We start from the raw sequence: 22,818 nt of genomic DNA on the forward strand, positions 1-22,818 counted from the left end.
CTCAGGCCGGATTGTCCTGCGTCGGCAGGATGTCTCCGGGCATGTCCTCGTGATAGGGACCGGCGAGATCCACCACTCCACGGGCGCACAGGCGCTCGATGTCCGCCCGGCTGCGCCCCAGGCCGGCGAGGATGCGCCCGGTGTCCCGGCCCGCCTCCGGCACCGGGTCCATGCGCGGGCCGACCCCGCCGAGGTCCACCGGGGGCAGGAGCGCCCGGACGGGCCCGGGGGCGCCCGGCACCTCGATGTCCCGCCAGCGGTCGCGCTCGGTCAGGGCGGGGTGGCCGAGAAACTCCTCGACGGAGTTCACGCCCGCGTTGGCGATGCCCGCCGCGTCCAGCAGCTCCCCCGCCTCCTCGCTGCCGAGCCGGGCGAACCGGGCGGCGACGACCGCGTTCAGCTCCGCGCGGTGCGCGACCCGGTCCGTGCCGGTGGCGAACCGGGGGTCGTCCACGAGAGCGGGCAGCCCGAGGACCTCGGCGCACAGGGCGGCCCACTCGCGCTCGTTCTGGATGGACAGCATCACGTCCCTGCCGTCGGCGGCGGTGAACGGGCCGTAGGGGGCGATCGTGGCGTGCTGTGCGCCGATGCGGGGCGGCGGGGTGCCGCCGTAGCGCGTGTAGTAGGCGGGCTGGCTCATCCACTCGGCGAGCGCGTCGAAGAGGGAGACCTCGACGGTGGGGGCGCGGCCGGTGGTGGCCCGGGTGAACAGGGCGGACAGGATGCCGCTGTACGCGTACATCCCGCCGGCGATGTCGGCGACGGAGATCCCGGAGCGCGCGGGTTCCTCCGGGGAGCCCGTGATCGAGAGCAGTCCGGTCTGGCACTGGATCAGGAGGTCGTACGCCTTGCGGTCCGACCACGAGCCGCTCGTCCCGTAACCGCTGACCGTGCAGGTGATCAGCGAGGGGTACCGCTCCTGGAGCGCGGCGGCGCCCAGGCCCAGACGGCCGGCCGCGCCCGGCGCGAGGTTCTGCACGAACACATCGGCCCCGGCCAGGAGTTCTTCGAGGATCTCGCGGCCCTCGGGCGTCTTGAAGTCCAGGGTGAGGGACTCCTTGGAGCGGTTGAGCCAGACGAAATAGCTGGCCTGGCCGTGCACGGTGGTGTCGTAGCGGCGGGCGAAGTCACCACCGCCCGGGCGCTCGACCTTGATGACGCGGGCGCCGAGATCGGCCAGCTGACGGGTGGCGAAGGGCGCGGCGACGGCCTGTTCCAGGCTGACGACGGTGATGCCGGCGAGCGGAAGCGGTTCGGTCATGGGGACATCCTCCCGGGGTGTACCTCCCGGGAGGTGGGCAGGCGGCGGGCGGAGCCGCCTCAGGCGGCCGGTTCGGGCACCACCAGCGGGGTGCCGAGGCGCTGGTGCCCGCCGCTGGCGAGCATGCGGACCTCACCGCGTTCGCTGATCTCGGCGCGGACGATCCCGGTCTCGTCCTCGTAGACCGGGTATCCGCCGGCCCCGGACTGTGCCGTCCGCCGGACGATCACCGCGTCGTCCTCCACGGCGGACGTCTGAAACACCAGCTGATAGCGCTCCGGGTAATCCATGACGTTTTCTCCAGACGGCCTTTCCTGGCCGGCCGCCACGACGGGCTCCCGGCGGGGACCGTGCGGTCCGGCCTGCACCTTCCATGGTCGCGCACACCGGCCGTCCCCGCCCGCGCACCGCCGCACGCTGCGGGGCCGGGCCCCGGCTGCCTATCCTGAAGGGGTGGTACGGGAAGTCCGCAGGCATTCGGGCCCGTATGCCCCCTTGCCCCCGCGTCGTACGGCAGGCATGACCGGGATCCCCGACACCGTGGAGGGAATCGTCATGGAAGATGCCGACCGGGGCGACGACGTCTATCAGCCCCAGCAGCCGGAGGCCTCCGACCCCGTGGAGCAGCTGGACACGGAGGACACCCTGGAGGCTCGGGAGCGCGGCCTGGCCGATGTCCTGGACGAGGGGTACTCACCGCCCGAGCGGCCGTGGGCCGTGGAGGACCGGGGCACCACCGCGTCCGAGCAGGTCAGCGGGGAGACGCTGGACGGGCGGCTGGCCCGGGAGCTGCCGGAGAGCGCCGACGCGCCCGGCGACGACGTGGGCGATGTGGCGGAGGGGGACGGCGAGCCGTGGGACGCGGAGGTCGGGACCGCACGGGCCGGGCGGCTCACCCGCGAGCTGGACCTGAACGAACCGGACAGCATGGCCGGCGAGGACGTCGGGATCGACGGGGCCGCGGCGTCCGCCGAGGAGGCGGCCATGCACGTCATCGCGGACGGCACCTCCTAGGGCCTGTCCGGCCCCGGCGCGTGTCGTCGAACGGCCCTTACCCCGGAGGTAATCGACGCCCTTTGGCCCGTCGGACATCGTGTTCCTCACGAGCACAGCGCCCCCGGCCCACCGGTCGGCGGCCCGATGAGAGGACCGCACGATGACCGCCTACGACGACGCCGTCCAGCGCTACTTCGCCGCGTGGAACGCCGACCCCGAGGAGCTGGCCAAGGCCGTCGCGGCGGCGTTCACCGAGGACGCCACCTACACCGACCCGCTCGCCGACGTCCGGGGCCACGAGGGTCTGGCGGCCGCGATCACCGGCGCGCGGACACAGTTCCCCGGCTTCGTGTTCCGGCCGGCCGGGGCGGTCGACGGGCACCACACCCTGGTCCGCTTCGGCTGGGAGCTGGTGGCGCCCGACGGCTCGGCGCCCGTCGCCGGCTCGGACGTGATCGCTCTGGCCGACGACGGGCGGATCGGCTCGGTCAGCGGCTTCCTGGACCGGGTGCCCGCGGCCTGACTACACGCCCGGGTACGAACGGCGGCGCTCCCGCACAGGGGCCAGAGCGAGGCTGACGAGGGGGTGTTGCCCGGGTATTGCGGCGGCATGGCGGGCGTGCGGCGGCCGGATGAACGGCCGCCGGGCGCGCGGGCCCTGCGGCGGGCACCGGGCGGACGTCGGGGCGTTTTCTGGAATTAACCTCTGATGCCTTGTCATGGCCGGTTCTACGCGCATAGCTTGTGCTCCCTCACTACACTCTGAGGGGCAGTTTCCGTGCGCATATCAAGACCCCGTTCCGTCCTGCTGGCCGGCGCGGTAGCCGTGACGCTCTCGGCGACCGCGCTGCCCGCCGCCTTCGCGGCCCCGTCGTCCACCGCCGTGATCTCCGAGGTGTACGGCGGCGGCGGGAACGCGGGCGCGACGCTCACCCGTGACTTCATCGAGCTGGCGAACGCCGGCTCCGCCGCGTACGACCTCTCCGGCTTCAGCGTCCAGTACCTGCCCGGTGCCCCGTCGGCGGGCTCGCTGTGGCAGGTCTCGGCGCTGACCGGCTCCGTCGCGCCCGGCGGCCGCTATCTGGTCGCCCAGGCCGCGGGCACCGGCGGCACGGTCGCCCTGCCCACGCCGGACGCCACCGGCACGGTCGCGATGTCCGCCGCCTCGGGCACCGTCGCCCTGGTCTCCGGGACCACCCCGCTGACCTGCAAGACGGCGGCCGACTGCGCGGCCGACACCCGGATCGTCGACCTGGTGGGCTACGGCACCGCGGTCGTCCGGGAGGGCAGCGGCCCGGCGGCGGGCGCCTCCGCCACCGCCTCCGTGGCGCGCGCGGCCTCGCTCGCGGACACCGACGACAACGCGGCCGACCTCGCGGCGGCCGCCCCGACCCCGGTCAACGCCGCCGGCGAGACCTCCGGCGGCGGCGAGGACCCGGGCGACCCGGGGAACCCGACCGAGCCCGGCACCGTGCGGGTGCACGACATCCAGGGCACCACCCGGGTCTCCGCGCTGGACGGCCGGGCGGTCACCGGCGTGCCCGGCGTCGTCACGGCGGTGCGCGCCTCGGGCTCGCGCGGCTTCTGGATCCAGGACCCGAACCCGGACAGCGACCCGCGTACCGCCGAGGGCGTCTTCGTGTACACCGGCTCGGCCGCTCCGACGGTCGCCGTGGGCGACTCGGTGCTGGTGAGCGGGACGGTGGACGAGTACTACCCGTCGGCCACCACCCAGTCGGTCACCGAGATCACCGCGCCCAAGGTCACCGTGCTGTCCTCGGGCAACGCGCTGCCCGCGCCGGTGGTGCTCGACGCGGCGGCGGTGCCCTCGCGGTACGTCCCCTCGGCCGGCGGCGGCTCCATCGACGCGCTGCCCCTGGAGCCGTCGACGTACGCCCTGGACCTCTACGAGTCCCTGGAGGGCACCCGGGTCGAGATCGCCGACACCCGGGTGACGGGGGCGACGACCGCGTACCACGAGGTGTGGGTGACGGTCGCGCCGAAGCAGAACCCGACCCGGCGCGGCGGCACGCTCTACGCCTCGTACACCGACCAGAACTCCGGCCGGCTCAAGGTGATGTCGCTGGACCCGGCCGCGCCGGTGCCCACCGCGAACGTGGGCGACCTGCTGTCCGGTACGACGTCCGGCGTCCTGGACTACGACTCGTTCGGCGGCTACAACCTCCAGGCCACCCAGCTCGGCCGGCTCACCGACCGCCATCTGCGGCGCGAGGTCACCCGCAAGCAGAAGAGCAAGGAGCTCGCGGTCGCCACGTACAACGTGGAGAACCTCGACGCGCTCGACGAGCAGGCGAAGTTCGACACCCTGGCCGAGGGCGTCGCGGTCAACCTCTCCTCCCCCGACATCGTGTCGCTGGAGGAGATCCAGGACGACAACGGCGCGGTGAACGACGGCACGGTCGGCTCCGAGGCGACGCTGAAGCGGTTCACGGACGCGATCGTCGCGGCGGGCGGCCCTCGCTACTCCTGGCGCTATGTCGCCCCGCAGGACGGCAAGGACGGCGGTGAGCCCGGCGGGAACATCCGCAACGTCTTCCTCTTCAACGCCAAGCGGGTCGACTTCGTGGACCGGCCGGGCGGCGACGCGACGACCCCCGTGGCGGCGGTGAAGACCAGGAAGGGTGTCACTCTGTCGGTCTCGCCCGGCCGGATCGCGCCCGCCAGTGACGCCTGGGACGACAGCCGCAAGCCGCTGGTCGGTGAGTTCCGCTTCCGCGGGAAGCCGGTCTTCGTCATCGGCAACCACTTCGCGTCCAAGGGCGGCGACCAGCCCCTGCACGGCCGCTACCAGGAGCCGGTGCGCAGCTCGGAGACCAAGCGGGTGCGGCAGGCGGCGGAGGTCAACACCTTCGTCAAGTCGCTGCTCGCGGCGGACAAGTCGGCGCAGGTCGTGACCCTGGGCGACCTCAACGACTTCGCGTTCTCGCCGACGGTGAGCACGCTGACCGCCGGCAAGGTGCTCAAGCCGCTGATCACCACGCTGCCCAAGAACGAGCAGTACAGCTATGTCTACGAGGGCAACTCGCAGACGCTGGACCACATCCTGACCAGCCCCGGTGTGCGCCGCTTCGACTACGACGTGGTGCACATCAACGCGGAGTTCGCCGACCAGGCGAGCGACCACGACCCGCAGATCGTGCGGCTGGACGTGACGGACCGGGGCCACGGCCACGGCGGTCACGGCCACCGCGGCGGGCACGGTCACCGCTGACGCCGGCCCCGTCGGGCGGACGGCTCAGCCGCCCGCCCTCGGCAGTGCCACCCCTGCCGCGCGCGTACGCGGGCGCGGCAGGGGCGCGGGCGGCCGCAGGGCCGGTGCCGCCTCCAGCGCCCGGCCGGTGAAGAAGCGGGCCGCCAGGTCGGCCACGTCGTCCGGTCGCTCCAGCACGACCCAGTGGTCGGACTCCCCGACGACCAGGAACCTGCTGCCCTCGACGGTGGCGGCGAACTCCCGCTGCCGGGCGGGCGAGCTGACCGTGTCGTGCTCCCCCGCGAAGACCAGCGCGGGGACCCCGGCCAGCCCGCCGGAGAAGTCCGGCGGGTCCCCCAGCACCCGGCGGACCGAGTCCGCGGCATGCCGGGACCCGGTCAGGGAGTGCAGGAACGAGCGGCGTACGTAGCGCAGGGCCAGCTCCCTGCGGTGGACCGTGCGGTCCGGGTCGAGGCACATCAGCCCCTCGGCGGCGAGGGTCGCGGCCCCGTCGAAGTCCCCCGCGCTCACTCGCTGTTCGGCACGCCGCCAGTGGGCCCGCTGCCGGTCGTCGATGTGGCAGGGCACCCCGCCGAGGACCAGCCGGGCGATGCGGCCGGGGTCGTGGCGGGCGCAGTCCAGGGCGATCGAGGTGCCGTAGGAGTAGCCGAAGAGGTTGACCTTCGGGACGCCGAGGTCGTCGATGATCCCGCTGAGCGCGGCGCGCAGCACCCCGGCGGCGGGGCCCGCCGGAAGCGGGTCGGCGGTGCCCATCCCGGGCAGGTCGGCGGTGACCACATCGGCCACCGCGCCGACATGGGTGTCCATCTGCGGCCAGCCGAACATCCCCTGGAGCGCGCCGCCGATCACGACGACGGGTTCGGTGCGCGGGCCGGGCCGGGACAGGACGCGGTAGCCGTAGCGCAGTCCGTCCACCGACAGGGTCCGGACGGATTCCTCGGGCTCCATGCGGGATCTTCCGTTTCTGCGTCAGGCCCTGGTCAGGACGAGGGCGGCGTTGTGACCCCCGAAGCCGAGCGAGGTCTTCACGGCGGCGTCGAACACCGCGGGCCTGGCCTCCTTGCTCACCACGTCGATCGGGATCTCCGGGTCGGGGGCGTCGAGGTTGACGGTGGGCGGCACCAGCTGGTGCTGGAGGGCGAGCACGGTCAGCGCGGTCTCGATGCCGCCCGCCGCTCCGAGGGTGTGCCCGGTCATGGCCTTCGTCGAGGTGACGAGGGGGTGCTCGCCCAGGACGCGGCGCAGCATCGTGGCCTCGATCAGGTCGTTGGACACGGTCGAGGTCCCGTGGGCGTTGACATGGCCGATGTCGGACGCGGCCACCCCGGCGTCGGCGAGCGCGGTGCGCAGCGCCCGTTCGATGCCGCGCCCGTCGGGGTCGGGGGCGACAGCGGAGTAGGCGTCGCTGGAGGCCCCGTACCCGGCGATGTGCGCGCGGACGGCGGCGCCCCGGGCGCGGGCGTGCTCCGGGCGTTCCAGGACGAGGAGTCCGGCGCCCTCGCCGACGACGAAGCCGTCGCGGTGGGTGTCGAACGGGCGGCAGGCGGACTCGGGGTCGTCGCGTCGGGTGGAGACGGCCTTCAGCTGGCAGGCGCTGGCGATCAGGAGCCGGGAGCAGACGGATTCGGCGCCGCCCGCCACGACGATGTCGCAGGCGCCGGTGCGCAGCATCTGGTGGGCGGTGCCGAGGGCGACGGTGCCGGACGAGCAGGCGGTGGAGACGGCCTGGCTGGGGCCTCGGGCGCCGAGGTCGGTGGCGACGCTGCTGGCCGCGCCGTTGACGACGCTGAGCGGGGCGAGCTTGGGCGAGACCCGGCGGGCGCCGCGCTCGGTGAGCAGGGTGTGCTGCTCGTCGTAGAAGGGCAGTCCGCCGTGGGCGGAGCCGATGACGACGGCGACCCGGGCGCTGTCCCAGACCGAGGTGTCGAGGCCGGCGTCGGCGACGGCCTCGCGGGCGGCGATGACGGCGAGCTGCGAGAAGCGGTCCATGAGCCGCTGGGCGGCGACCCCGAGCACGGCCCTCGGGTCCAGGTCCGCGACGGTGTACATGAAGTCGCAGGGCAGGCCGTGCAGCTCGGGCCGGTGCGGCACCGATGGCGCGGTCGCGGCGCCGGAGACCCCGCGCCAGGTGGCGGCGGTGCCCACGCCCGCCGCCGTGACGAGGCCGATGCCGGTGACGGCCGCGGCGAACGGCGCGGGGCGGTACGGGGCCGTCATGCGGCGACCCTGCGGTGCACGGCGTCGACCAGCTGGCCGACGGTGTCGCGCGAGGTGAGCTGGACGTCGTCGAGATCGACGCCGAGCCGGTCCTCGATGAGGAGCCGCAGTTCCTCCAGGGCCAGGGAGTCCAGCCGGAGCTGACGCAGCGGCACATCGGGGCGGATCGCCACGGGGTCGGTTCCGAAGTTCGCCGTCAGCAAGGTGCTGATCTGCTCTGCCGTGCTCATCGGGCACTCCTCCGCTGTCGTACGCGGTGACGCCTTGCCGCGTGGGGTGTGCGTGCCATCGGGGGACGCCGGCTGGTCCGGAGCAATCTTTTATACGCCCTGTCGGCGGCGGGCCCGGTCCGCGTTCCCCCTTGCGGTGGGGGGTTGTCCAGGTGTGCGAATCCGGCGGTGCGCCCGGATGGCCGCAGGACCGGCCCCAGCGGTTGCGGGCCCTCCTCGACCGTGCCTCAACTCCGTTGGAGTGAAGGGGAGTTCGACACGCAGTCGGCGCGCGCGGCAGTGATTGTCATGCCTGGGACACGTGGATACCCTGAGCGGGCTTCGCGGCCCCCGGCCCACCCCACTCGGGCCCCCGGCGCCGTCTTCCTCCCCCCACAGAGCAGGAGCAGGTATGCCCACACGCGCCGCCGCCCACACCAAGGCCCGCGCATCCGTGCTGGCGGCCCTCACCGCCACCGTCCTCGCCGCGACGGGCACCCCGGCCCTCGCCTCGTCGGACGGCACCGGACACCCCATGAACCAGGCGTTCGAGCGGGCCGCCGAGCGCTTCGACGTACCGCGCGACCTGCTCGCCGCCGTCGGCTACGGCGAGACCCGCCTCGACGGCCACGCGGGGCTGCCCAGCCAGGCCAACGGCTACGGCGTGATGCACCTGGTCAGCAACCCGGCCCGCCACTCGCTGGAGCGCGCCGCCGCGCTCACCGGCGAACCCGTCGCCGCCCTGCGCTCCGACACCGGGGCCAACATCCTGGGCGGCGCCGCCGTGCTGCGCGAGTACGCCGACCGGCTCGGGCTCGACGCCCGGGACCGCGACGACCTCGACGCCTGGTACCCGGCCGTCGCCCGGTACGGCGGGAGCGACGGACCGGCCGCCGCGCTCTACGCCGACACCGTCTACACCTTCCTGGCCGACGGGCTCGACGTCCTCGCCCCGGACGGCGAGCGGATCTCGGTGACGGGCCGTCCGGTCTCCCCGCACAAGGACGGGCTCACCGCCCCGGACGCGGACGCGGACCTCCGCAGCGCCGACTACCCCTCGGCCCTCTGGGTGCCCGCCGACCCCAACAATTACGCGACGGGACGCTCGGCGGCCATCGACAAGGTGGTCATCCATGTCACGCAGGGCTCGTACGCGGGCTCGATCAGCTGGTTCCAGGACCCGGTCTCCGAGGTGAGCGCGCATTACGTGGTGCGCTCGTCGGACGGCCAGATCACCCAGATGGTGCGCGACGCCGACACCGCGTACCACGCGCGCAGCGCCAACGCCTCGGCGCTCGGCATCGAGCACGAAGGCTTCATCGACGACCCGTCGTGGTTCACCGACTCGATGTACCGCTCGTCGGCCGCCCTGACCGCCTATCTGTGCGACCGGTACGGCATCCCCAAGGACCGGGCGCACATCATCGGGCACAGCGAGGCCCCGGGCAACGACCACACCGACCCGGGACCGTACTGGGACTGGACCCGCTACATGGAGCTGGTGGGCGGCGGCAACGGCGGTGCGGGCGGCGGCGAGAGCAGCGACGGGCTGAGCTTCACGGCGTACGCGACCCAGCACAGCGGCTCCACGGGCGCGCAGGTCAGGGCTCTCCAGCAGCTGCTGAACGAACAGGGCTACCCGGCGGGCGCTGCCGACGGCGGCTTCGGTCCGGCGACCGAGGGCGCGGTGACGGCGTTCCAGGCCGCCCACGGGCTGGACGCCGACGGAGTCGTGGGACCGAGGACCTGGACCGCGCTGCTCGCCGCGGGCACCACGGAGACGCTGGCGCAGGGGGCGTCGGGCGACGGGGTGAAGCGGCTCCAGCGCGCGCTGACCGCGGCGCTCGGCTCGACCGTCGGGGTCGACGGGAGCTTCGGCCCGGCGACGGCGACCGCGGTGCGCGGTTACCAGACGAGCCGGGGGCTGACGGCCGACGGAACGGCGGGCCCGGCCACCTGGGCGGCGCTCCAGGCCGGCCGCTGACGGGCCCCGGGACCCGCCCCGGCGGGGTTCTCAGGCGCGTGCGTACCGCAGTTCCACGACTCCGTTGCCGAAGGTCCGGGTCCCCAGCAGTTCGAGCGGGGTCAGGGCGTCCCGCAGGGGGAACATCGGCTTGCCCCGGCCGATGAGCACCGGGTGGACGTAGACGCGGTACTCGTCGATCAGGCCGAGCTCGGCGAAGGACGCGGCGAGGTCGGCACCGCCTAGCGCCAGGTCGCCGCCCGGCTGCTCCTTGAGGGCCCTGACCTCGTCGGGGACGACGTCGTGGACAATCGTGGTGTTCCAGTCCGCCCCGTCCAGTGTCCGGGAGTAGACGTACTTCGGCATGTTCCGCCAGATGGCGGCGAACTCGGCCATCGTCCCGTCGGCGGCCGGGTCCCGGTCGGCGGTGGGCCAGAACTCCGCCATCAGCTCATGGGTGACGCGCCCGTCCAGGAACGCGCCCATCCGGGCCAGCTCCTCGTTGAAGTACCGGTGGAGCTCGTCGTCGACCCGATGCCAGTCGAGCTCCCGCAGCGGTCCCTCGATGTACCCGTCGAGGGACATCGACATCCAGTAGACGACCTTGCGCATCGCGCACCTCACCGGGGCTCGGGGACGGGTCGGCGGAACGGATGCGACGATACCGGCGCGCACCGCCGGGCCCGCCGCTTGACGGCCCGGCGGCGCGCCCCCTAGGAACGGGGCATGAGAATCGGACGGGCGCGCGCCGCCGCAGCGCACTGGGTGGCGGCCCACGCCCGGAGCGAACCCGGCTACCGGGGGGCGTACTTCAGCGGGTCGACGGTCGGGCGGCCGGACGGCGACATGCTGCCGGTCTCGTCGGACGTCGACGTGGTCGTGGTCACCGCACACGACGAGCCGCCCGCCAAGCCCGGCAAGCTCCTGCACGAGGGCGCCCTGCTGGAGATCTCGTACATCCCGTGGGCGGAACTGCGCGACCCCGAAGCGGTGCTCGGCTCGTACCACGCGGCGGGCAGTTTCCGCACCGACACCGTCATCGACGACCCGACCGGGCGGCTGCGCGCGCTGTACGCGGCGGTCTCGCCCCTCTTCGCCGACCGGACCCGGGTGCGCCGCCGCTGTCTGGACGCGCGGCACCGCGTGGAGAGCCGTCTCGCCGCGTTCGACGCGTCCGCGCCCTTCCACGACCAGGTCACGGCGTGGATGTTCCCCACGGCGGTCACCACCCATGTCGTGCTGGTCGCCGCGCTGCGCAACCCCACCGTCCGGCTGCGCTACCCCGCCGCGCGCGAGGTCCTCGACACCTACGGCCACCGGGACCTCTACCCGGAGCTGCTGGAACTGCTGGGCTGTGCCGAGGTCTCCGCCGCGTGCGTACGCCACCATGCGGACGCGCTGGCGCGGACGTTCGACGCCTCGGTCCCGGTCGCGCGCACCCCGTTCTTCTTCAGCGGCGACCTCACCGAGCGGGCGCGTCCCGTCGCCGTCGACGGCAGCCGGGAGCTGATCGACCGCGGCGACCACCGCGAGGCGGTCTTCTGGATCGTCGCCACGCTCGCGCGCTGCCACACGGTGCTGGCGGCCGACGCCCCCTCCCTGCACACCGCGCTCCTGCCGGACTTCCGGGCGGCGGTCGCGGACCTCACCGGGATCAGCGGCACCCCGGACATCCTGCGCCGGCGCGAGGACGTCCTGCGTTTCCTGCCCCGGCTCTGGGAGGCCACGGAGAGCATCCTCGCCGCCAACCCGGACATCACCGGCTAGGGCCCCTGCCCGCGTGCCGCCGGGTCTGTTAATTTGACCGCGTGTCTCTTCCTCGTGCGTAGGACCCCGTCCTGACCGCACCCGTCGTACCGGGTGCGGCACTTCGGTGTCCCCGCCTGCTCCGGCGCCCGTCCGTGCGCCGCCCTCACGAGGAACGCATCATGCCCACGCCCTCTTCCGCGCCCTCGCGCGCGCCTTCGTACGCCACCGTCCTGCGGACCCCTCATGCCGCGCGCACCTTCGGGGCCGCGCTGCTGGGACGGCTCTCGTACGGAATCGTCCCCCTGGCCCTGCTGCTGGCGCTCAAGGACGCCACCGGCTCGTACTCCGTCGCCGGCGGGGCCACCGCCCTGTTCGGGGCCGCCAGTGTCTCCCTCTCCCCCGCCCGGGCCGCGCTGATCGACCGGCACGGGCCTCGCCGAGCGCTGCCGCCGATGGCGGGGCTGTACGCGGCGCTGCTCGCCGTCCTGGCCCTGGCCACCTGGCGGCCCGGCGCCCCGCCGCTCGCGCCGGCCGCGCTCGCCGTGGCGGCGGGGGCCTGCACACCGCCCCTGGGCCCGGTCATGCGGACCGTGTGGCGCGGCATGGTCCCCGACCGGGAGCTGTTGCAGCGCGCGTACAGCCTGGACGGTGTCGCCGAGGAACTGCTGTACGTCACCGGGCCGTTGCTGGTCGGCCTCATGGTGGCGGCGGCCCGGCCGGCGGCCGCGGTGCTGGCCGGTGCCGCGCTCGTGTTCATCGGGGCGTCGGCCCTGGTGGCGTCGCCCGCCGTGCCGCGCGGGCCGCTCGGCGCCGGACCGGCCGCGGACGGAGAACCGGCCGCGACGCGGCTGCGGTGGACGGTCCTGCCCGGGCTGCGCCTCGCCGTGCTGGTGACGGCGGCCGTGGGGCTCTGCCTCGGGGCGCTCGATCTCCTGGTCGTGGCCTTCACCGAGGCGCGCCACCAGGGGGCGGCGGTGTCCTGGGTGCTGGCCGCGCTCTCGGCGGGCAGCGCCGTGGGCGGCCTGGCGCACGGGGCGGTCCGGTGGAAGGCGCCGGGCCGGGTGCGGCTGCCGCTGACGGCCGCGGGGCTCGGTGCGGCGGTGCTGTCGGCCGGGCTGTCCCCGCGGCTGTATGTGCTGGTCGCGGTGGTCGCCGTCGCCGGGTTGTTCGTCGCACCGGCGCTCACCACCGCGTATCTGCTCGCGGACGAGTCCGTGGCCGCCGGGCAGCGCACCCGGGCCGGGGCCTGGGTCAACACCGCGTTCAACGCCGGGTCCTCACTCGGGACCGCGGGGGCCGGCCTGCTCGTCGGCCGGATGCCGCTCGCGCTCTGCTTCGCGCTGGCGGCGGGTCCCGCGCTGCTGTGCGCGACGGGGCTCCGGTTTCCCCGCGAACGGCGGGAGGCGGCCGCGCCCCCGGACCGGGGAGGCGCGACCGCCTAGGGAGACGGGCTCAGCAGGTCACTTCAGGCCGAACGCCCGAATGATCTCCTGGTCCACGCCGAGGCCGTGCCCGGCCTCGGCGTGCGCCTTGAGCGAGACCGCGGCTGCGCCCTTCTTCGGGGGCGTGAAGCGGGCGGTCCAGGAACCGGCCCCGTCCTTCCTCAGCGTCACCGGGCGCCAGGACTTCCCGTCGTCGTAACTGACCGACAGGGATGCCTTCGTCGCCTTCACCGCACCGTCGAGCCACTCCTGCGTGGTGGACGACAGACCGATCTCCGTCGGCTTCCCGGCCCTGACGTCACCGGCGAGGTCGGTGGCCACGGCGTAGTCCAGCTGGAGCATCGGGATGTCGGCCTGGTAGGGCCCCTCGGGGTCGAGCGCGCCGGAGCGGAACGCCCACTCCGAGTGGGTGCGCACGGAGGTCTTCCAGGTGTCCGCGTCGCGCGAGGCGTCGAGCACCAGGCGGTAGGGCAGCTCCTCGGGCGCGAGGTCCCCGGCGTATCCGGCGCGGCCGGGGCTCTCGTCGAGCAGCTTGTCGCCCTGGTACAGCGCGGCCGACCCGGTCTCGTACTCCCGGTCCGGCATCGCGCCGGAGTGGCCGGCGCCGCCGTCCGTCCACGGCGTGATGTTGTACTGCATGTCGCCGTACTGCGTGCGGAACGGCCCCCAGTAGCCGGTGCCGAGCCGGGGGCGGGCGACCGGGGCGAACCATGCGGCGGGGTAGGTGCGGCCCGCCCTGTAGTCCAGCTCGGCGCTGCGCTCCTCCAGCGAGGTGTCCGAGCCCTCGTCGTTGTAGACGGCGTGGTCCTCGTACCAGAACGAGGCGCCGGGCAGCGGGTTGACCCACTCGGTGCGGGTCGAGGGGTACTTCTCGTACTCCGCGAAACCGATGCCGAAGCCGTAGTCGGGGATGTCGTAGCGGTAGCCGCCGCCGACGACGTCGCGGTGGCCGTAGAAGGTGTTCCTCACCTCGGCGAGCTGACGGGTGGCGGGGGCGAAGGCCAGCGAGCGGTCCGGGACCGTGCCGTCGTGCCGGTCCACCAGGTCGTAGACGTAGCGCGCGTACTTGCGCTGGTCGACGGTGACCTTCCTGCCGCGCCGGGCGGCCTCGACGAGGCCCTCGCCCGCGAGGCGCCGCACGGAGGCGACCGGGAGGGGCAGGGTGGTGCCGTAGTCGGCGTAGGACTCCATCAGGACGCCGTCGCCCTCGTTGACGACGAACAGGGCCTTCGCCCCGGCGGCGATCGCGGCCGCGGCGCGGTCGGCGGGGGCCACCGTGTCGCTGCTGCGGATCACGACGGCCTTGCCCTTGGCGTCCAGGCCCCGGTAGTCGGCGGCAGCGCCCCGGCCCGCGTAGACGGTGGCGAGCTTCTGCCGGCTGTCCTCGGCGATCTTGGAGCCGCCCTGGGCGGCCACGGGCACATCGCGGCCGTCGGCCGTCAGGTCGATGAGCTTCTCGCCCTGGCGCCACCGCGTCAGGAAGGTGAAGCTGCCCTGGGTGACCTTCTTGGTGGGGCTCGCCCACAGCTGGTCGTAGGTCAGCGGGATCTGGTACGCGTCGCGCTGGACGGTGCCGTCCGGGGCGGTGCGTGCCATGTCGTAGCGCAGCTGGCGGGTCTCGGTCTCCTTCGGCGTCCGGACGGCGACCTTGTGCGCCTTGGAGGCGTCGAGGGCGACGGTGACCGGCTTGTCGAGGATGATCTCGGGGGCCGCGAGGAAGGCGAGCGCCTGCGAGTCGGCGGTGTCGCCCTTGACGTCGGCGGCGGCCCAGGCGGTGTAGTTGCCCGGCGGCAGCCGCAGGGTGGTGGAGCCGGACACCTGGACGGGGCTCAGGTTGGGGTCGCCGAGCGCGCCGAGGACGACGACGCCGTCCATCGGCTTTCCGGCGCGGTCGCGCAGCCGGAGCGTCAGGTCGTAGAGCTCCTGCTCCTTGCTGAGGGCGAATCCGGTGTGCGCGACGGTGGCGCCGGTGGCGTCCTTCGCGATCACCTGGCCGGAGAAGGTGGTGCCGGCCTCGGCCTTGGACGGGTCGAGCGTGAGGACGGACTCGGCCGTCGAACCGGCCGGGACGGTCAGCCGGTTCACCGAGAGCGTGTAGGCGTCGGCGTCCGTGTCGGTCGCCAGGTCCAGCGTGACGTCCCGGTCACCGGTGTTGCGGTAGGTGAGGGTGCGTTCGGTGACCGGGTCGGAGGCGGAGTGCGGCCAGTCGTAGGCCGCGACCGGGACGGAGCCGGTGGCCTCGATCGTGGTGTCGACGGCCGCCTTCACATCGAGCCGGCCGGTGCCCTGCTCGTACGGGGTGTAGTCGGGCAGCTCCTTCGACGAGGTCATCAGCGCGTCCTTGACGCGCTGCCCGGACCAGTCGGGGTGACGCTGCTTCAGGATGGCGGCGGCGCCGGCGACGTGCGGGGTGGCCATCGACGTACCGGACATCGACTGGTACATGCCCTCGATGCCGGGGACCGACTGGGAGGCGGCCGCGTTGATGTCGACGCCCGGCGCGGAGAGGTCCGGCTTGAGGCCGTACGAGCGCGTCAGCGGGCCCATCGAGGAGAAGTCAGCGCGGTGGTCCTGCTTGTCGACGGCGGCGACGGTGAGCGCCTTCCCGGCGGAGCCGGGCGAGCCGATCGTGCCGGCGCCGTAGGAGTTGCCTGCGGCGATGACGAACAGCGGGCCGCCGTCGGCGGAGAGGGCGTCGACGGCCTGGGACATCGGGTCCGAGCCGTCGTCCGGGATGCTGGAGCCCAGGCTCATGGAGACGACGTCGGCGCCCTCGGCCCTGGCCCACTCCATCGCCTCGATGATGCCGGAGTCGGCGCCGGAGCCCTCGTTGCTGAGCACCTTGCCGACGATCAGCCCGGCCTGGGGGGCGACTCCCTTGTTGACGCCGTCGGACGCGGCGCCGGAGCCGGCGATCGTGGAGGCCACGTGGGTGCCGTGGCCGTTCTTGTCGTCGACCTCCTCGCCCGGCACGAAGCTGCGGGACTCCAGGACGCGGTCCTTGACGTCCGGGTGGGTGGCGTCGATGCCGGTGTCCAGGACGGCGACCTTGACGCCCTTGCCGTCGTAGCCCTCGGCCCACGCCTGCGGGGCGTTGACCTGGGGGACGGAGTCCTTGAGCGCGGCCTCCACCCGGCCGTCGAGCCACAGCTTGGCGATGCCGTTGTCCAGCGAACGGGCGCTCGCCGTACGGGCGATGTCGTTCCAGAACGTGCGCGCGGTGTCCTTGGCGGCCGTCAGGGCCGCCCCGTGTATGGACTCCAGCGCGCGCACGGCCCCGGCCCCGCGCGGGGCGGCGGGCAGCGAACGGGCCCTGCCCGCCGGGTAGGTGGCGATCAGCGGGATGCCGCCGGTCTTCTTGTCGTCGTAGCCCATGGCCGCGAGCGCGGAGACGTTGAAGAGCCTGCGGTCGAGCTTCCCGGCGGCGATCAGCCCGCTCGCCTCGTCGGGCAGGACGTAGATGTCGTCGCCGGCCTGCTGGACGTGGACGCCGCCCGTCGCGCCGTCCGGGCGGTCCACCGTCACGGTGTCCTGCCGGCCGGCGCCGTCGTTGTAGTGGACGACGTCGCCGGTGACCAGGGTGATGTCGTGGCGCTGCACCGGGCCTGTGGGGCGGCCGGTGGCGGCAGCGGGTCCCTGCGCGGCGGACGCGGTGCCCGTACCGGGGAGCAGGGACCCGCTCAGCAGGGCGACGGAGGTGGCCACGAGGAGGGCCCGGCGTCCCGCGCGAGCGGGTCTCGCCCCGCCCGGGGCGGCGGAGGGTGTGAATGTCATGCAGCTGATCTACCGGTAAACCGGCGGCTGCGGTGGGTCCACCCCTGGCGTGAATGCGCCGTGGCGGCAACCCGCCTGTCGGCACGGGCAACCGGGTGGCGCGCGCGGCGTGTCCGGGGCGGCTCGTTCAGGCCACGGAGCCGATCCGACCGGCCGGCGGCAGTGCGCCGCTGTGGTGGATCGGGGTGTGCGCCCCGGTCAGCGGGACGCCGCTGCCGCCGCGCCGGTCGGCGACGATCTCGGCGGCGATCGACAGGGCCGTCTCCTCGGGCGTACGGGCGCCGAGGTCGAGGCCGATCGGCGAGTGCAGCCTGGCCAGTTCGAGTTCGGTGACCCCGGCCTCGCGCAGCCGGTCGTTGCGCTCCAGATGGGTGCGGCGCGAGCCCATCGCGCCGACGTAGGCGACGGGCAGCTTCAGCGCCGCCTCCAGGAGCGGTACGTCGAACTTGGCGTCGTGCGTGAGGACGCAGAGCACGGTGCGGGCGTCGGTTGCGGTCCGGGCCAGATAGCGGTGCGGCCACTCGACGACCAGCTCGTCGGCCTCCGGGAAGCGGGCCCTGGTCGCGAAGACCGGGCGGGCGTCGCACACCGTGACGTGGTAGCCGAGGAACTTCCCGGCCCGCACCAGGGCGGCGGCGAAGTCGATGGCCCCGAACACGATCATCCGGGGCGGCGGCACGCTGGACTCGACGAGCAGCGTGAGCGGCTGCCCGCACCGCGATCCGTCCGCCCCGATGGTCAGGGTGCCGGTGCGGCCCGCGTCCAGCATGGCCCGGGTCTCGGCGGCCGCGGTGCGGTCCAGCTCCGGGTGGCCGCCGAGCCCGCCCTCGTAGCCGCCGTCGGGGCTCACCAGCAGGGGCCGGCCGAGGAGTTCGGCGGGGCCTTCGGTGATACGGGCGACCGCCGCCGCCTCCCCCCGTGAGGCGGCGGCGAGCGCGGCGGCGAAGACCGGGCGGGCGGGGTCGTCCGCCCGCACCGGTGTCACCAGGATGTCGATGACGCCGCCGCAGGTCAGACCGACCGCGAAGGCGTCCTCGTCGCTGTAGCCGAACCGCTCGCGGACGGTGATGCCGTCGTCGAGCGCCTGTTGGCACAGTTCGTACACCGCGCCCTCCACACACCCGCCGGAGACCGAGCCGATCGCGGTGCCGTCACGGTCGACGGCCAGCGCGGCACCCGGCTGCCGGGGCGCGCTGCCGCCGACGGCGACGACGGTGGCCACGGCGAAGTCGCGTCCCTGCCCGGCCCACCGGTCGAGTTCCTCGGCGATGTCCAGCATCTCGGTCTCCTTGACGGGTGTGGGGAGGGGCTCAGCTGACGCCGAGCCAGCTCTCGATCGGGTGCAGGGCGAAGTAGACGACGAAGATCACCGTCAGTCCCCACATGAAGGCGCCGACCTCGCGGGCCCGGCCCTGGGCGGTCTTGATCGCGACCCAGGAGATGACACCCGCCGCGACACCGGTGGTGATGGTGTACGTGAACGGCATCAGGACCACGGTCAGGAAGACCGGGATGGCGACGGCGCGGTCGCTCCAGTCCACGTGGCGGGCGTTCTGCATCATCATGGCGCCGATGACGACCAGGGCGGCGGAGGCCACCTCGGCCGGCACGATCGCCGTGAGCGGGGTGAAGAAGAGACAGGCGGCGAAGAAGAGCCCGGTGACGACGGAGGCCAGCCCGGTGCGGGCGCCCTCCCCGACCCCGGTCGCCGACTCGACGAAGACCGTCTGGCCGGAGCCGCCGGCCACGCCGCCGATCGCGCCGCCCGCGCCGTCGATGAACAGCGCCTTGGACAGGCCCGGCATCCGGCCCTTGTCGTCGGCGAGTCCGGCCTCGGTGCCGACGCCGATGATGGTGGCCATCGCGTCGAAGAAGCCGGCCAGCACCAGGGTGAAGATGATGAAGCCGACGGTCATCGCGCCGACGTCGCCCCAGCCGCCGAACTCGACGTCCCCGAAGAGCGAGAAGTCGGGCGAGGAGACCGCGGAGCCCTTGAGCTCGGGCGGGCCGCTGCTCCAGATCTTCGGGTCGACGTCGGCGACCTTGTTGATCACGATGGCGACCACCGTGCCGACGACGATGCCGATGAGGATCGCGCCGGGGATGTTGCGGGCCTGCAGCATGAAGATCAGCAGCAGGGTGACCGCGAAGACGAGGACGGGCCAGCCGGCCAGTTCGCCGGTCGGGCCGAGGGTCACCGGGGTGGCGGCGCCCTTGCCGACGAAGCCGGCCTTGTACAGGCCGATGAGGGCGATGAAGAGCCCGATGCCCATGGTGATGCCGTGCTTCAGCGGGAGCGGGATCGCGTTCATGATCAGCTCACGCAGACCGGTGACCACCAGCAGGCAGATCACCAGGCCGTACATCACGCACATGCCCATGGCCTGCGGCCAGGTCATGTGGGGGGCGACCTGCGAGGACAGGACGCCGGAGACGCTGAGTCCCGCGGCGAGCGCGAGGGGGACCTTGCCGATGAAGCCCATCAGCAGGGTGGTCGCGGCCGCCGCGAGCGCGGTGGCGGTGATCAGGCCCGGCTGGCTGAGCAGGTTGTCGTGGACGTCCTTGCCGCCCAGGATCAGCGGGTTGAGCAGCAGGATGTACGCCATGGCCATGAAGGTCGTGACGCCGCCGCGCACTTCGCGCGCGACGGTGGACCCGCGCTCGGATATGTGGAAGTACCGGTCGAGCCAAGATCTGCCGGCGGGGATGCGCGAGCCTGAGCCCGCGTCCTTTGCGCCGGTCCTCGGTTCCACTGACTGCTGGGTCATGATGCCTGACTCCCAAGGTTCACAGGGGCACCCGCGATGAAGAATCAAGATGCGGGATTTGGGATGACTGCCGTGGCGGCACGACCCGGGGGACGGCCCGAGACGAACTGTTCATGCAGGGTGTGGGTACGCACGGGTGCTGCTGGTGCTCCGGGCGGCGCGGGCGCGGAAAGTGTGACGTTCCCTGGCGCGCACCGCCCGGAGGGTCCGGAGACGGAGCTTCGGTCAGGCGCCGGTGAGGTGCTCGGGGCGTACCGGCGTCCGGTTGAGCTCCAGGCCCGTCGCGTTCCGGATCGCCGCGAGGACGGCCGGGGTGGACGACAGGGTGGGGGCCTCGCCGATGCCGCGCAGCCCGTACGGGGCGTGGTCGTCGGCGAGTTCGAGCACATCGACCGGGATGGTCGGGGTGTCGAGGATGGTGGGGATCAGATAGTCCGTGAAGGACGGGTTGCGCACCTTCGCGGTCTTCGGGTCGACGATGATCTCCTCCATGACGGCGACGCCCAGGCCCTGGGTGGTGCCGCCCTGGATCTGGCCGACGACCGACAGCGGGTTGAGCGCCTTGCCGACGTCCTGGGCGCAGGCCAGTTCCACGACCTTGACCAGGCCGAGTTCGGTGTCGACCTCGACGACCGCGCGGTGGGCGGCGAAGGAGTACTGGACATGGCCGTTGCCCTGTCCGGTGCGCAGGTCGAAGGCCTCGGTGGGGCGGTGGCGCCACTCCAGCTCGATGTCGACCGCCTCGTCCTCCAGCACATCGGCGATGTCGGCCAGGACCTCGCCGCCGTCGGTGACGACCTTGCCGCCCTCCAGGAGGAGTTCGGCGGTGGCCCAGGCGGGGTGGTACGTACCGAACTTGCGCCGGCCCAGCTCCAGGACCTGTTCGCGCACGGCCTCGCAGGAGTTCTTCACGGCGCCGCCGGTGACATAGGTCTGGCGGGACGCGGAGGTGGAGCCGGCCGAGCCGACCTGGGTGTCGGCCGGGTGGATGGTGACCTGGGCGACGCCGAGTTCGGTGCGGGCGATCTGGGCGTGCACGGTGACGCCGCCCTGGCCGACCTCCGCCATGGCGGTGTGCACGGTCGCGACGGGTTCGCCGCCGATGACCTCCATGCGCACCCGGGCGGTGGAGTAGTCGTCGAAGCCCTCGGAGAAGCCGACGTTCTTCAGGCCGACCGCGTAGCCGACGCCGCGCACGACGCCTTCGCCGTGGGTGGTGTTGGACAGCCCGCCGGGCAGCGCCCGTACGTCGGCCTGCTCGCCGGCGACCTCCCACTGGCGCTCGGGCGGCAGCGGCCTGGCCTTGACCCGGCGCAGCAGTTCGGCGACCGGGGCGGGCGAGTCGACGGCCTGGCCGGTCGGCAGCAGGGTGCCCTGCTCCATGGCGTTGAGCTGCCGGAACTCGACCGGGTCCATGCCGAGTTCGGCGGCGACCTTGTCCATCTGCGCCTCGTAGGCGAAGCAGGCCTGGACCGCGCCGAAGCCGCGCATCGCGCCGCAGGGCGGGTTGTTGGTGTAGAGCGCGAGCGCCTCGATGTCGACGTCGTCGATGACGTACGGGCCGACGGCCAGCGAGGAGGCGTTGCCGACGACGGCCGGGGAGGCGGAGGCGTAGGCGCCGCCGTCCAGCACGATGCGGCACTTCATGTGGGTGAGCTTGCCGTCACGGGTGGCGCCGTGCTCGTACCAGAGCTTGGCGGGGTGGCGGTGGACGTGTCCGAAGAAGGACTCGAAGCGGTTGTAGACGATCTTCACGGGCTTGCCGGTGCGCAGCGCCAGCAGGCAGGCGTGGATCTGCATCGACAGGTCCTCACGGCCGCCGAAGGCGCCGCCGACGCCGGAGAGCGTCATGCGGACCTTGTCCTCGGGCAGGCCGAGGACGGGGGCGATCTGGCGGAGGTCGGAGTGCAGCCACTGGGTGGCCACGTACAGGTCGACACCGCCGTCCTCGGCGGGTACGGCCATGCCGGACTCGGGGCCGAGGAAGGCCTGGTCCTGCATGCCGAAGACGTACTCGCCGCTGACCACGACATCGGCGCGGGCCTTCGCCGCCTCCGCGTCGCCGCGGACGATCGGCTGGCGGTGGACGATGTTGGGGTGCGGTACGTGCCCGATGTGGTGGTCGTCGCGGCCCTCGTGGATCAGGGGCGCGCCCTCGGCGGTGGCGGAGGCCTCGTCGGTGACGACCGGCAGTTCGCGGTAGTCGATCCGGATCTTCGCGGCGGCGCGGCGGGCCGTCTCGGGGTGGTCGGCGGCGACGAGGGCCACCGGCTCGCCGTGGTGGCGGACCCGGCCGTGGGCGAGGACGGGGGTGTCCTGGATCTCCAGGCCGTAGTTCTTGACCTCGGTCGGCAGGTCGTCGTAGGTGAGCACGGCGTAGACACCGGAGGTGGCGAGCGCCTCGGAGGTGTCGATCGAGACGATCTCGGCGTGCGCGACGGTGGAGCGCAGGGTGTGGCCCCAGAGCATGTCCTCGTGCCACATGTCCGAGGAGTACGCGAACTCGCCGGTGACCTTCAGGATCCCGTCGGGGCGCAGCGTGGACTCGCCGATGCCGCCCTTGGTGCGGGTGCCCTGGTTGATGTTGGTGGGGGAACCGGTAACGCCCATCGTCTAGACCGTCTCTTCCGCGCGGGCGGCCGCCAGGCGGACCGCGTCGAGGATCTTCTCGTAGCCGGTGCAGCGGCAGAGGTTGCCGGAGAGCGCCTCGCGGATGTCCGCGTCGGAGGGCTCCGGGGTGCGCTCCAGGAGTTCGTCGGCCGCGACCAGCAGGCCGGGGGTGCAGAAGCCGCACTGGACGGCTCCGGCGTCGATGAACGCCTGCTGGATCGGGGAGAGCTCGCCGGTGTCGCGGGTCTCCTCGCCGGACGGCTTGGCCTCCCACTGCCGGGCCCTGTCCAGCGGGGTGCCGCAGGCGCCGGAGGCGCAGCCCGTGCCCGGGTGGGCCTCGGTGCGGTGGGCGGCGAAGTCGGCGAGGCCCTCGACGGTGACGACGTCGCGGCCCTCGACCTGGCCGGCGGCGACCAGACAGGAACAGACGGGCACCCCGTCCAGGCGGACCGTGCAGGAGCCGCACTCGCCCTGCTCGCAGGCGTTCTTCGAGCCGGGCAGGCCCATCCGCTCGCGCAGGACGTAGAGGAGGGACTCGCCCTCCCAGACGTCGTCGGCCTCGTGCCGGCGGCCGTTGACCGTGAAATTGACGCGCAT

17 protein-coding genes are annotated in these 22,818 nt (G+C 73.4%); 6 read left to right on the forward strand and 11 right to left on the reverse strand.

Annotated features, from left to right (window positions below):
- Position 1: 1 nt before the first annotated feature.
- Positions 2 to 1,261, reverse strand: coding sequence for a CaiB/BaiF CoA transferase family protein (locus tag RLT58_RS06540; RefSeq protein ID WP_311309443.1), 1,260 nt, complete (start codon positions 1,259 to 1,261; stop codon positions 2 to 4).
- Positions 1,262 to 1,320: 59 nt separating this feature from the next.
- A complete protein-coding gene (locus RLT58_RS06545; protein WP_311309444.1) occupies positions 1,321 to 1,551 on the reverse strand; it encodes a DUF6296 family protein in 231 nt (76 codons plus the stop codon).
- A gap of 265 nt (positions 1,552 to 1,816) precedes the next feature.
- Between RLT58_RS06545 and RLT58_RS06550 the strand changes: the two genes are divergently transcribed.
- From RLT58_RS06550 to RLT58_RS06560, 3 genes are all read left to right on the forward strand, one after another.
- Positions 1,817 to 2,275 (forward strand): DUF5709 domain-containing protein, encoded by a 459-nt coding sequence (locus RLT58_RS06550; protein ID WP_311309445.1) that lies wholly within the window; start codon positions 1,817 to 1,819, stop codon positions 2,273 to 2,275.
- A gap of 142 nt (positions 2,276 to 2,417) precedes the next feature.
- Positions 2,418 to 2,780 (forward strand): nuclear transport factor 2 family protein, encoded by a 363-nt coding sequence (locus tag RLT58_RS06555; RefSeq protein ID WP_311309446.1) that lies wholly within the window; start codon positions 2,418 to 2,420, stop codon positions 2,778 to 2,780.
- A 255-nt stretch (positions 2,781 to 3,035) separates the two neighbouring features.
- Positions 3,036 to 5,489, forward strand: coding sequence for a DUF8508 domain-containing protein (locus RLT58_RS06560; protein WP_311309447.1), 2,454 nt, complete (start codon positions 3,036 to 3,038; stop codon positions 5,487 to 5,489).
- Positions 5,490 to 5,513: 24 nt separating this feature from the next.
- On the opposite strand, the gene RLT58_RS06565 is transcribed toward RLT58_RS06560, so the two are convergent.
- The 3 genes from RLT58_RS06565 to RLT58_RS06575 are packed head-to-tail and all read right to left on the reverse strand — an operon-like array spanning position 5,514 to position 7,936.
- Entirely contained in the window at positions 5,514 to 6,437 is a 924-nt protein-coding gene (locus RLT58_RS06565) for an alpha/beta fold hydrolase (protein WP_311309448.1), read from the reverse strand.
- A 21-nt stretch (positions 6,438 to 6,458) separates the two neighbouring features.
- Positions 6,459 to 7,706 (reverse strand): beta-ketoacyl-[acyl-carrier-protein] synthase family protein, encoded by a 1,248-nt coding sequence (locus tag RLT58_RS06570; protein ID WP_311309449.1) that lies wholly within the window; start codon positions 7,704 to 7,706, stop codon positions 6,459 to 6,461.
- Positions 7,703 to 7,936, reverse strand: a complete 234-nt coding sequence (locus RLT58_RS06575) for an acyl carrier protein (RefSeq protein WP_311309450.1) — start codon at positions 7,934 to 7,936, stop codon at positions 7,703 to 7,705. The genes RLT58_RS06570 and RLT58_RS06575 overlap by 4 nt, the downstream gene beginning before the upstream one ends.
- A 391-nt stretch (positions 7,937 to 8,327) precedes the next feature.
- On the opposite strand from RLT58_RS06575, the gene RLT58_RS06580 reads away from it, so the two are divergent.
- Positions 8,328 to 9,899: a peptidoglycan-binding protein gene (locus RLT58_RS06580; RefSeq protein WP_311309451.1), complete on the forward strand. Its 1,572-nt coding sequence runs from the start codon at positions 8,328 to 8,330 to the stop codon at positions 9,897 to 9,899.
- Positions 9,900 to 9,929: 30 nt separating this feature from the next.
- Here RLT58_RS06580 and RLT58_RS06585 read toward each other — a convergent pair whose 3' ends face one another.
- Positions 9,930 to 10,490: a dihydrofolate reductase family protein gene (locus tag RLT58_RS06585; protein ID WP_311309452.1), complete on the reverse strand. Its 561-nt coding sequence runs from the start codon at positions 10,488 to 10,490 to the stop codon at positions 9,930 to 9,932.
- A 114-nt stretch (positions 10,491 to 10,604) separates the two neighbouring features.
- Between RLT58_RS06585 and RLT58_RS06590 the strand changes: the two genes are divergently transcribed.
- Both RLT58_RS06590 and RLT58_RS06595 read left to right on the forward strand, forming a co-directional pair.
- Positions 10,605 to 11,645 carry a hypothetical protein gene (locus RLT58_RS06590; protein WP_311309453.1) on the forward strand — a complete coding sequence of 347 codons (1,041 nt, stop codon included), beginning with the start codon at positions 10,605 to 10,607 and terminating at the stop codon, positions 11,643 to 11,645.
- Positions 11,646 to 11,806: 161 nt separating this feature from the next.
- Positions 11,807 to 13,069, forward strand: coding sequence for an MFS transporter (locus tag RLT58_RS06595; protein ID WP_311309454.1), 1,263 nt, complete (start codon positions 11,807 to 11,809; stop codon positions 13,067 to 13,069).
- A gap of 18 nt (positions 13,070 to 13,087) precedes the next feature.
- Here RLT58_RS06595 and RLT58_RS06600 read toward each other — a convergent pair whose 3' ends face one another.
- From RLT58_RS06600 to RLT58_RS06620, 5 genes are all read right to left on the reverse strand, one after another.
- Positions 13,088 to 16,843, reverse strand: a complete 3,756-nt coding sequence (locus RLT58_RS06600) for a S8 family peptidase (protein WP_311309455.1) — start codon at positions 16,841 to 16,843, stop codon at positions 13,088 to 13,090.
- A 127-nt stretch (positions 16,844 to 16,970) separates the two neighbouring features.
- A complete protein-coding gene (locus RLT58_RS06605; protein WP_311309456.1) occupies positions 16,971 to 18,122 on the reverse strand; it encodes an XdhC family protein in 1,152 nt (383 codons plus the stop codon).
- 31 nt (positions 18,123 to 18,153) lie between these two features.
- Positions 18,154 to 19,611, reverse strand: a complete 1,458-nt coding sequence (locus RLT58_RS06610; RefSeq protein WP_311309457.1) for an NCS2 family permease — start codon at positions 19,609 to 19,611, stop codon at positions 18,154 to 18,156.
- 225 nt (positions 19,612 to 19,836) lie between these two features.
- Positions 19,837 to 22,221 (reverse strand): xanthine dehydrogenase family protein molybdopterin-binding subunit, encoded by a 2,385-nt coding sequence (locus tag RLT58_RS06615; RefSeq protein ID WP_311309458.1) that lies wholly within the window; start codon positions 22,219 to 22,221, stop codon positions 19,837 to 19,839.
- Between the two features lie 3 nt (positions 22,222 to 22,224).
- On the reverse strand, positions 22,225 to 22,818 hold the full coding sequence (locus RLT58_RS06620) for a (2Fe-2S)-binding protein (protein WP_311309459.1): 594 nt from the start codon (positions 22,816 to 22,818) through the stop codon (positions 22,225 to 22,227).

Origin of the sequence: Streptomyces sp. ITFR-16 (assembly GCF_031844705.1) — a bacterium.
Taxonomy (GTDB): domain Bacteria; phylum Actinomycetota; class Actinomycetes; order Streptomycetales; family Streptomycetaceae; genus Streptomyces.

What these genes read in the sequence shown, in the direction of transcription:
- RLT58_RS06570 (WP_311309449.1), bottom strand. Translation starts at nt 7,706, where the DNA reads ATGACGGCCCCGTACCGCCCCGCGCCGTTCGCCGCGGCCGTCACCGGC.
- RLT58_RS06550 (WP_311309445.1), top strand. Translation starts at nt 1,817, where the DNA reads ATGGAAGATGCCGACCGGGGCGACGACGTCTATCAGCCCCAGCAGCCG.
- RLT58_RS06555 (WP_311309446.1), top strand. Translation starts at nt 2,418, where the DNA reads ATGACCGCCTACGACGACGCCGTCCAGCGCTACTTCGCCGCGTGGAAC.
- RLT58_RS06540 (WP_311309443.1), bottom strand. Translation starts at nt 1,261, where the DNA reads ATGACCGAACCGCTTCCGCTCGCCGGCATCACCGTCGTCAGCCTGGAA.
- RLT58_RS06610 (WP_311309457.1), bottom strand. Translation starts at nt 19,611, where the DNA reads ATGACCCAGCAGTCAGTGGAACCGAGGACCGGCGCAAAGGACGCGGGC.
- RLT58_RS06620 (WP_311309459.1), bottom strand. Translation starts at nt 22,818, where the DNA reads ATGCGCGTCAATTTCACGGTCAACGGCCGCCGGCACGAGGCCGACGAC.
- RLT58_RS06615 (WP_311309458.1), bottom strand. Translation starts at nt 22,221, where the DNA reads ATGGGCGTTACCGGTTCCCCCACCAACATCAACCAGGGCACCCGCACC.
- RLT58_RS06585 (WP_311309452.1), bottom strand. Translation starts at nt 10,490, where the DNA reads ATGCGCAAGGTCGTCTACTGGATGTCGATGTCCCTCGACGGGTACATC.
- RLT58_RS06600 (WP_311309455.1), bottom strand. Translation starts at nt 16,843, where the DNA reads ATGACATTCACACCCTCCGCCGCCCCGGGCGGGGCGAGACCCGCTCGC.
- RLT58_RS06545 (WP_311309444.1), bottom strand. Translation starts at nt 1,551, where the DNA reads ATGGATTACCCGGAGCGCTATCAGCTGGTGTTTCAGACGTCCGCCGTG.
- RLT58_RS06595 (WP_311309454.1), top strand. Translation starts at nt 11,807, where the DNA reads ATGCCCACGCCCTCTTCCGCGCCCTCGCGCGCGCCTTCGTACGCCACC.
- RLT58_RS06605 (WP_311309456.1), bottom strand. Translation starts at nt 18,122, where the DNA reads ATGCTGGACATCGCCGAGGAACTCGACCGGTGGGCCGGGCAGGGACGC.
- RLT58_RS06575 (WP_311309450.1), bottom strand. Translation starts at nt 7,936, where the DNA reads ATGAGCACGGCAGAGCAGATCAGCACCTTGCTGACGGCGAACTTCGGA.
- RLT58_RS06565 (WP_311309448.1), bottom strand. Translation starts at nt 6,437, where the DNA reads ATGGAGCCCGAGGAATCCGTCCGGACCCTGTCGGTGGACGGACTGCGC.
- RLT58_RS06590 (WP_311309453.1), top strand. Translation starts at nt 10,605, where the DNA reads ATGAGAATCGGACGGGCGCGCGCCGCCGCAGCGCACTGGGTGGCGGCC.
- RLT58_RS06580 (WP_311309451.1), top strand. Translation starts at nt 8,328, where the DNA reads ATGCCCACACGCGCCGCCGCCCACACCAAGGCCCGCGCATCCGTGCTG.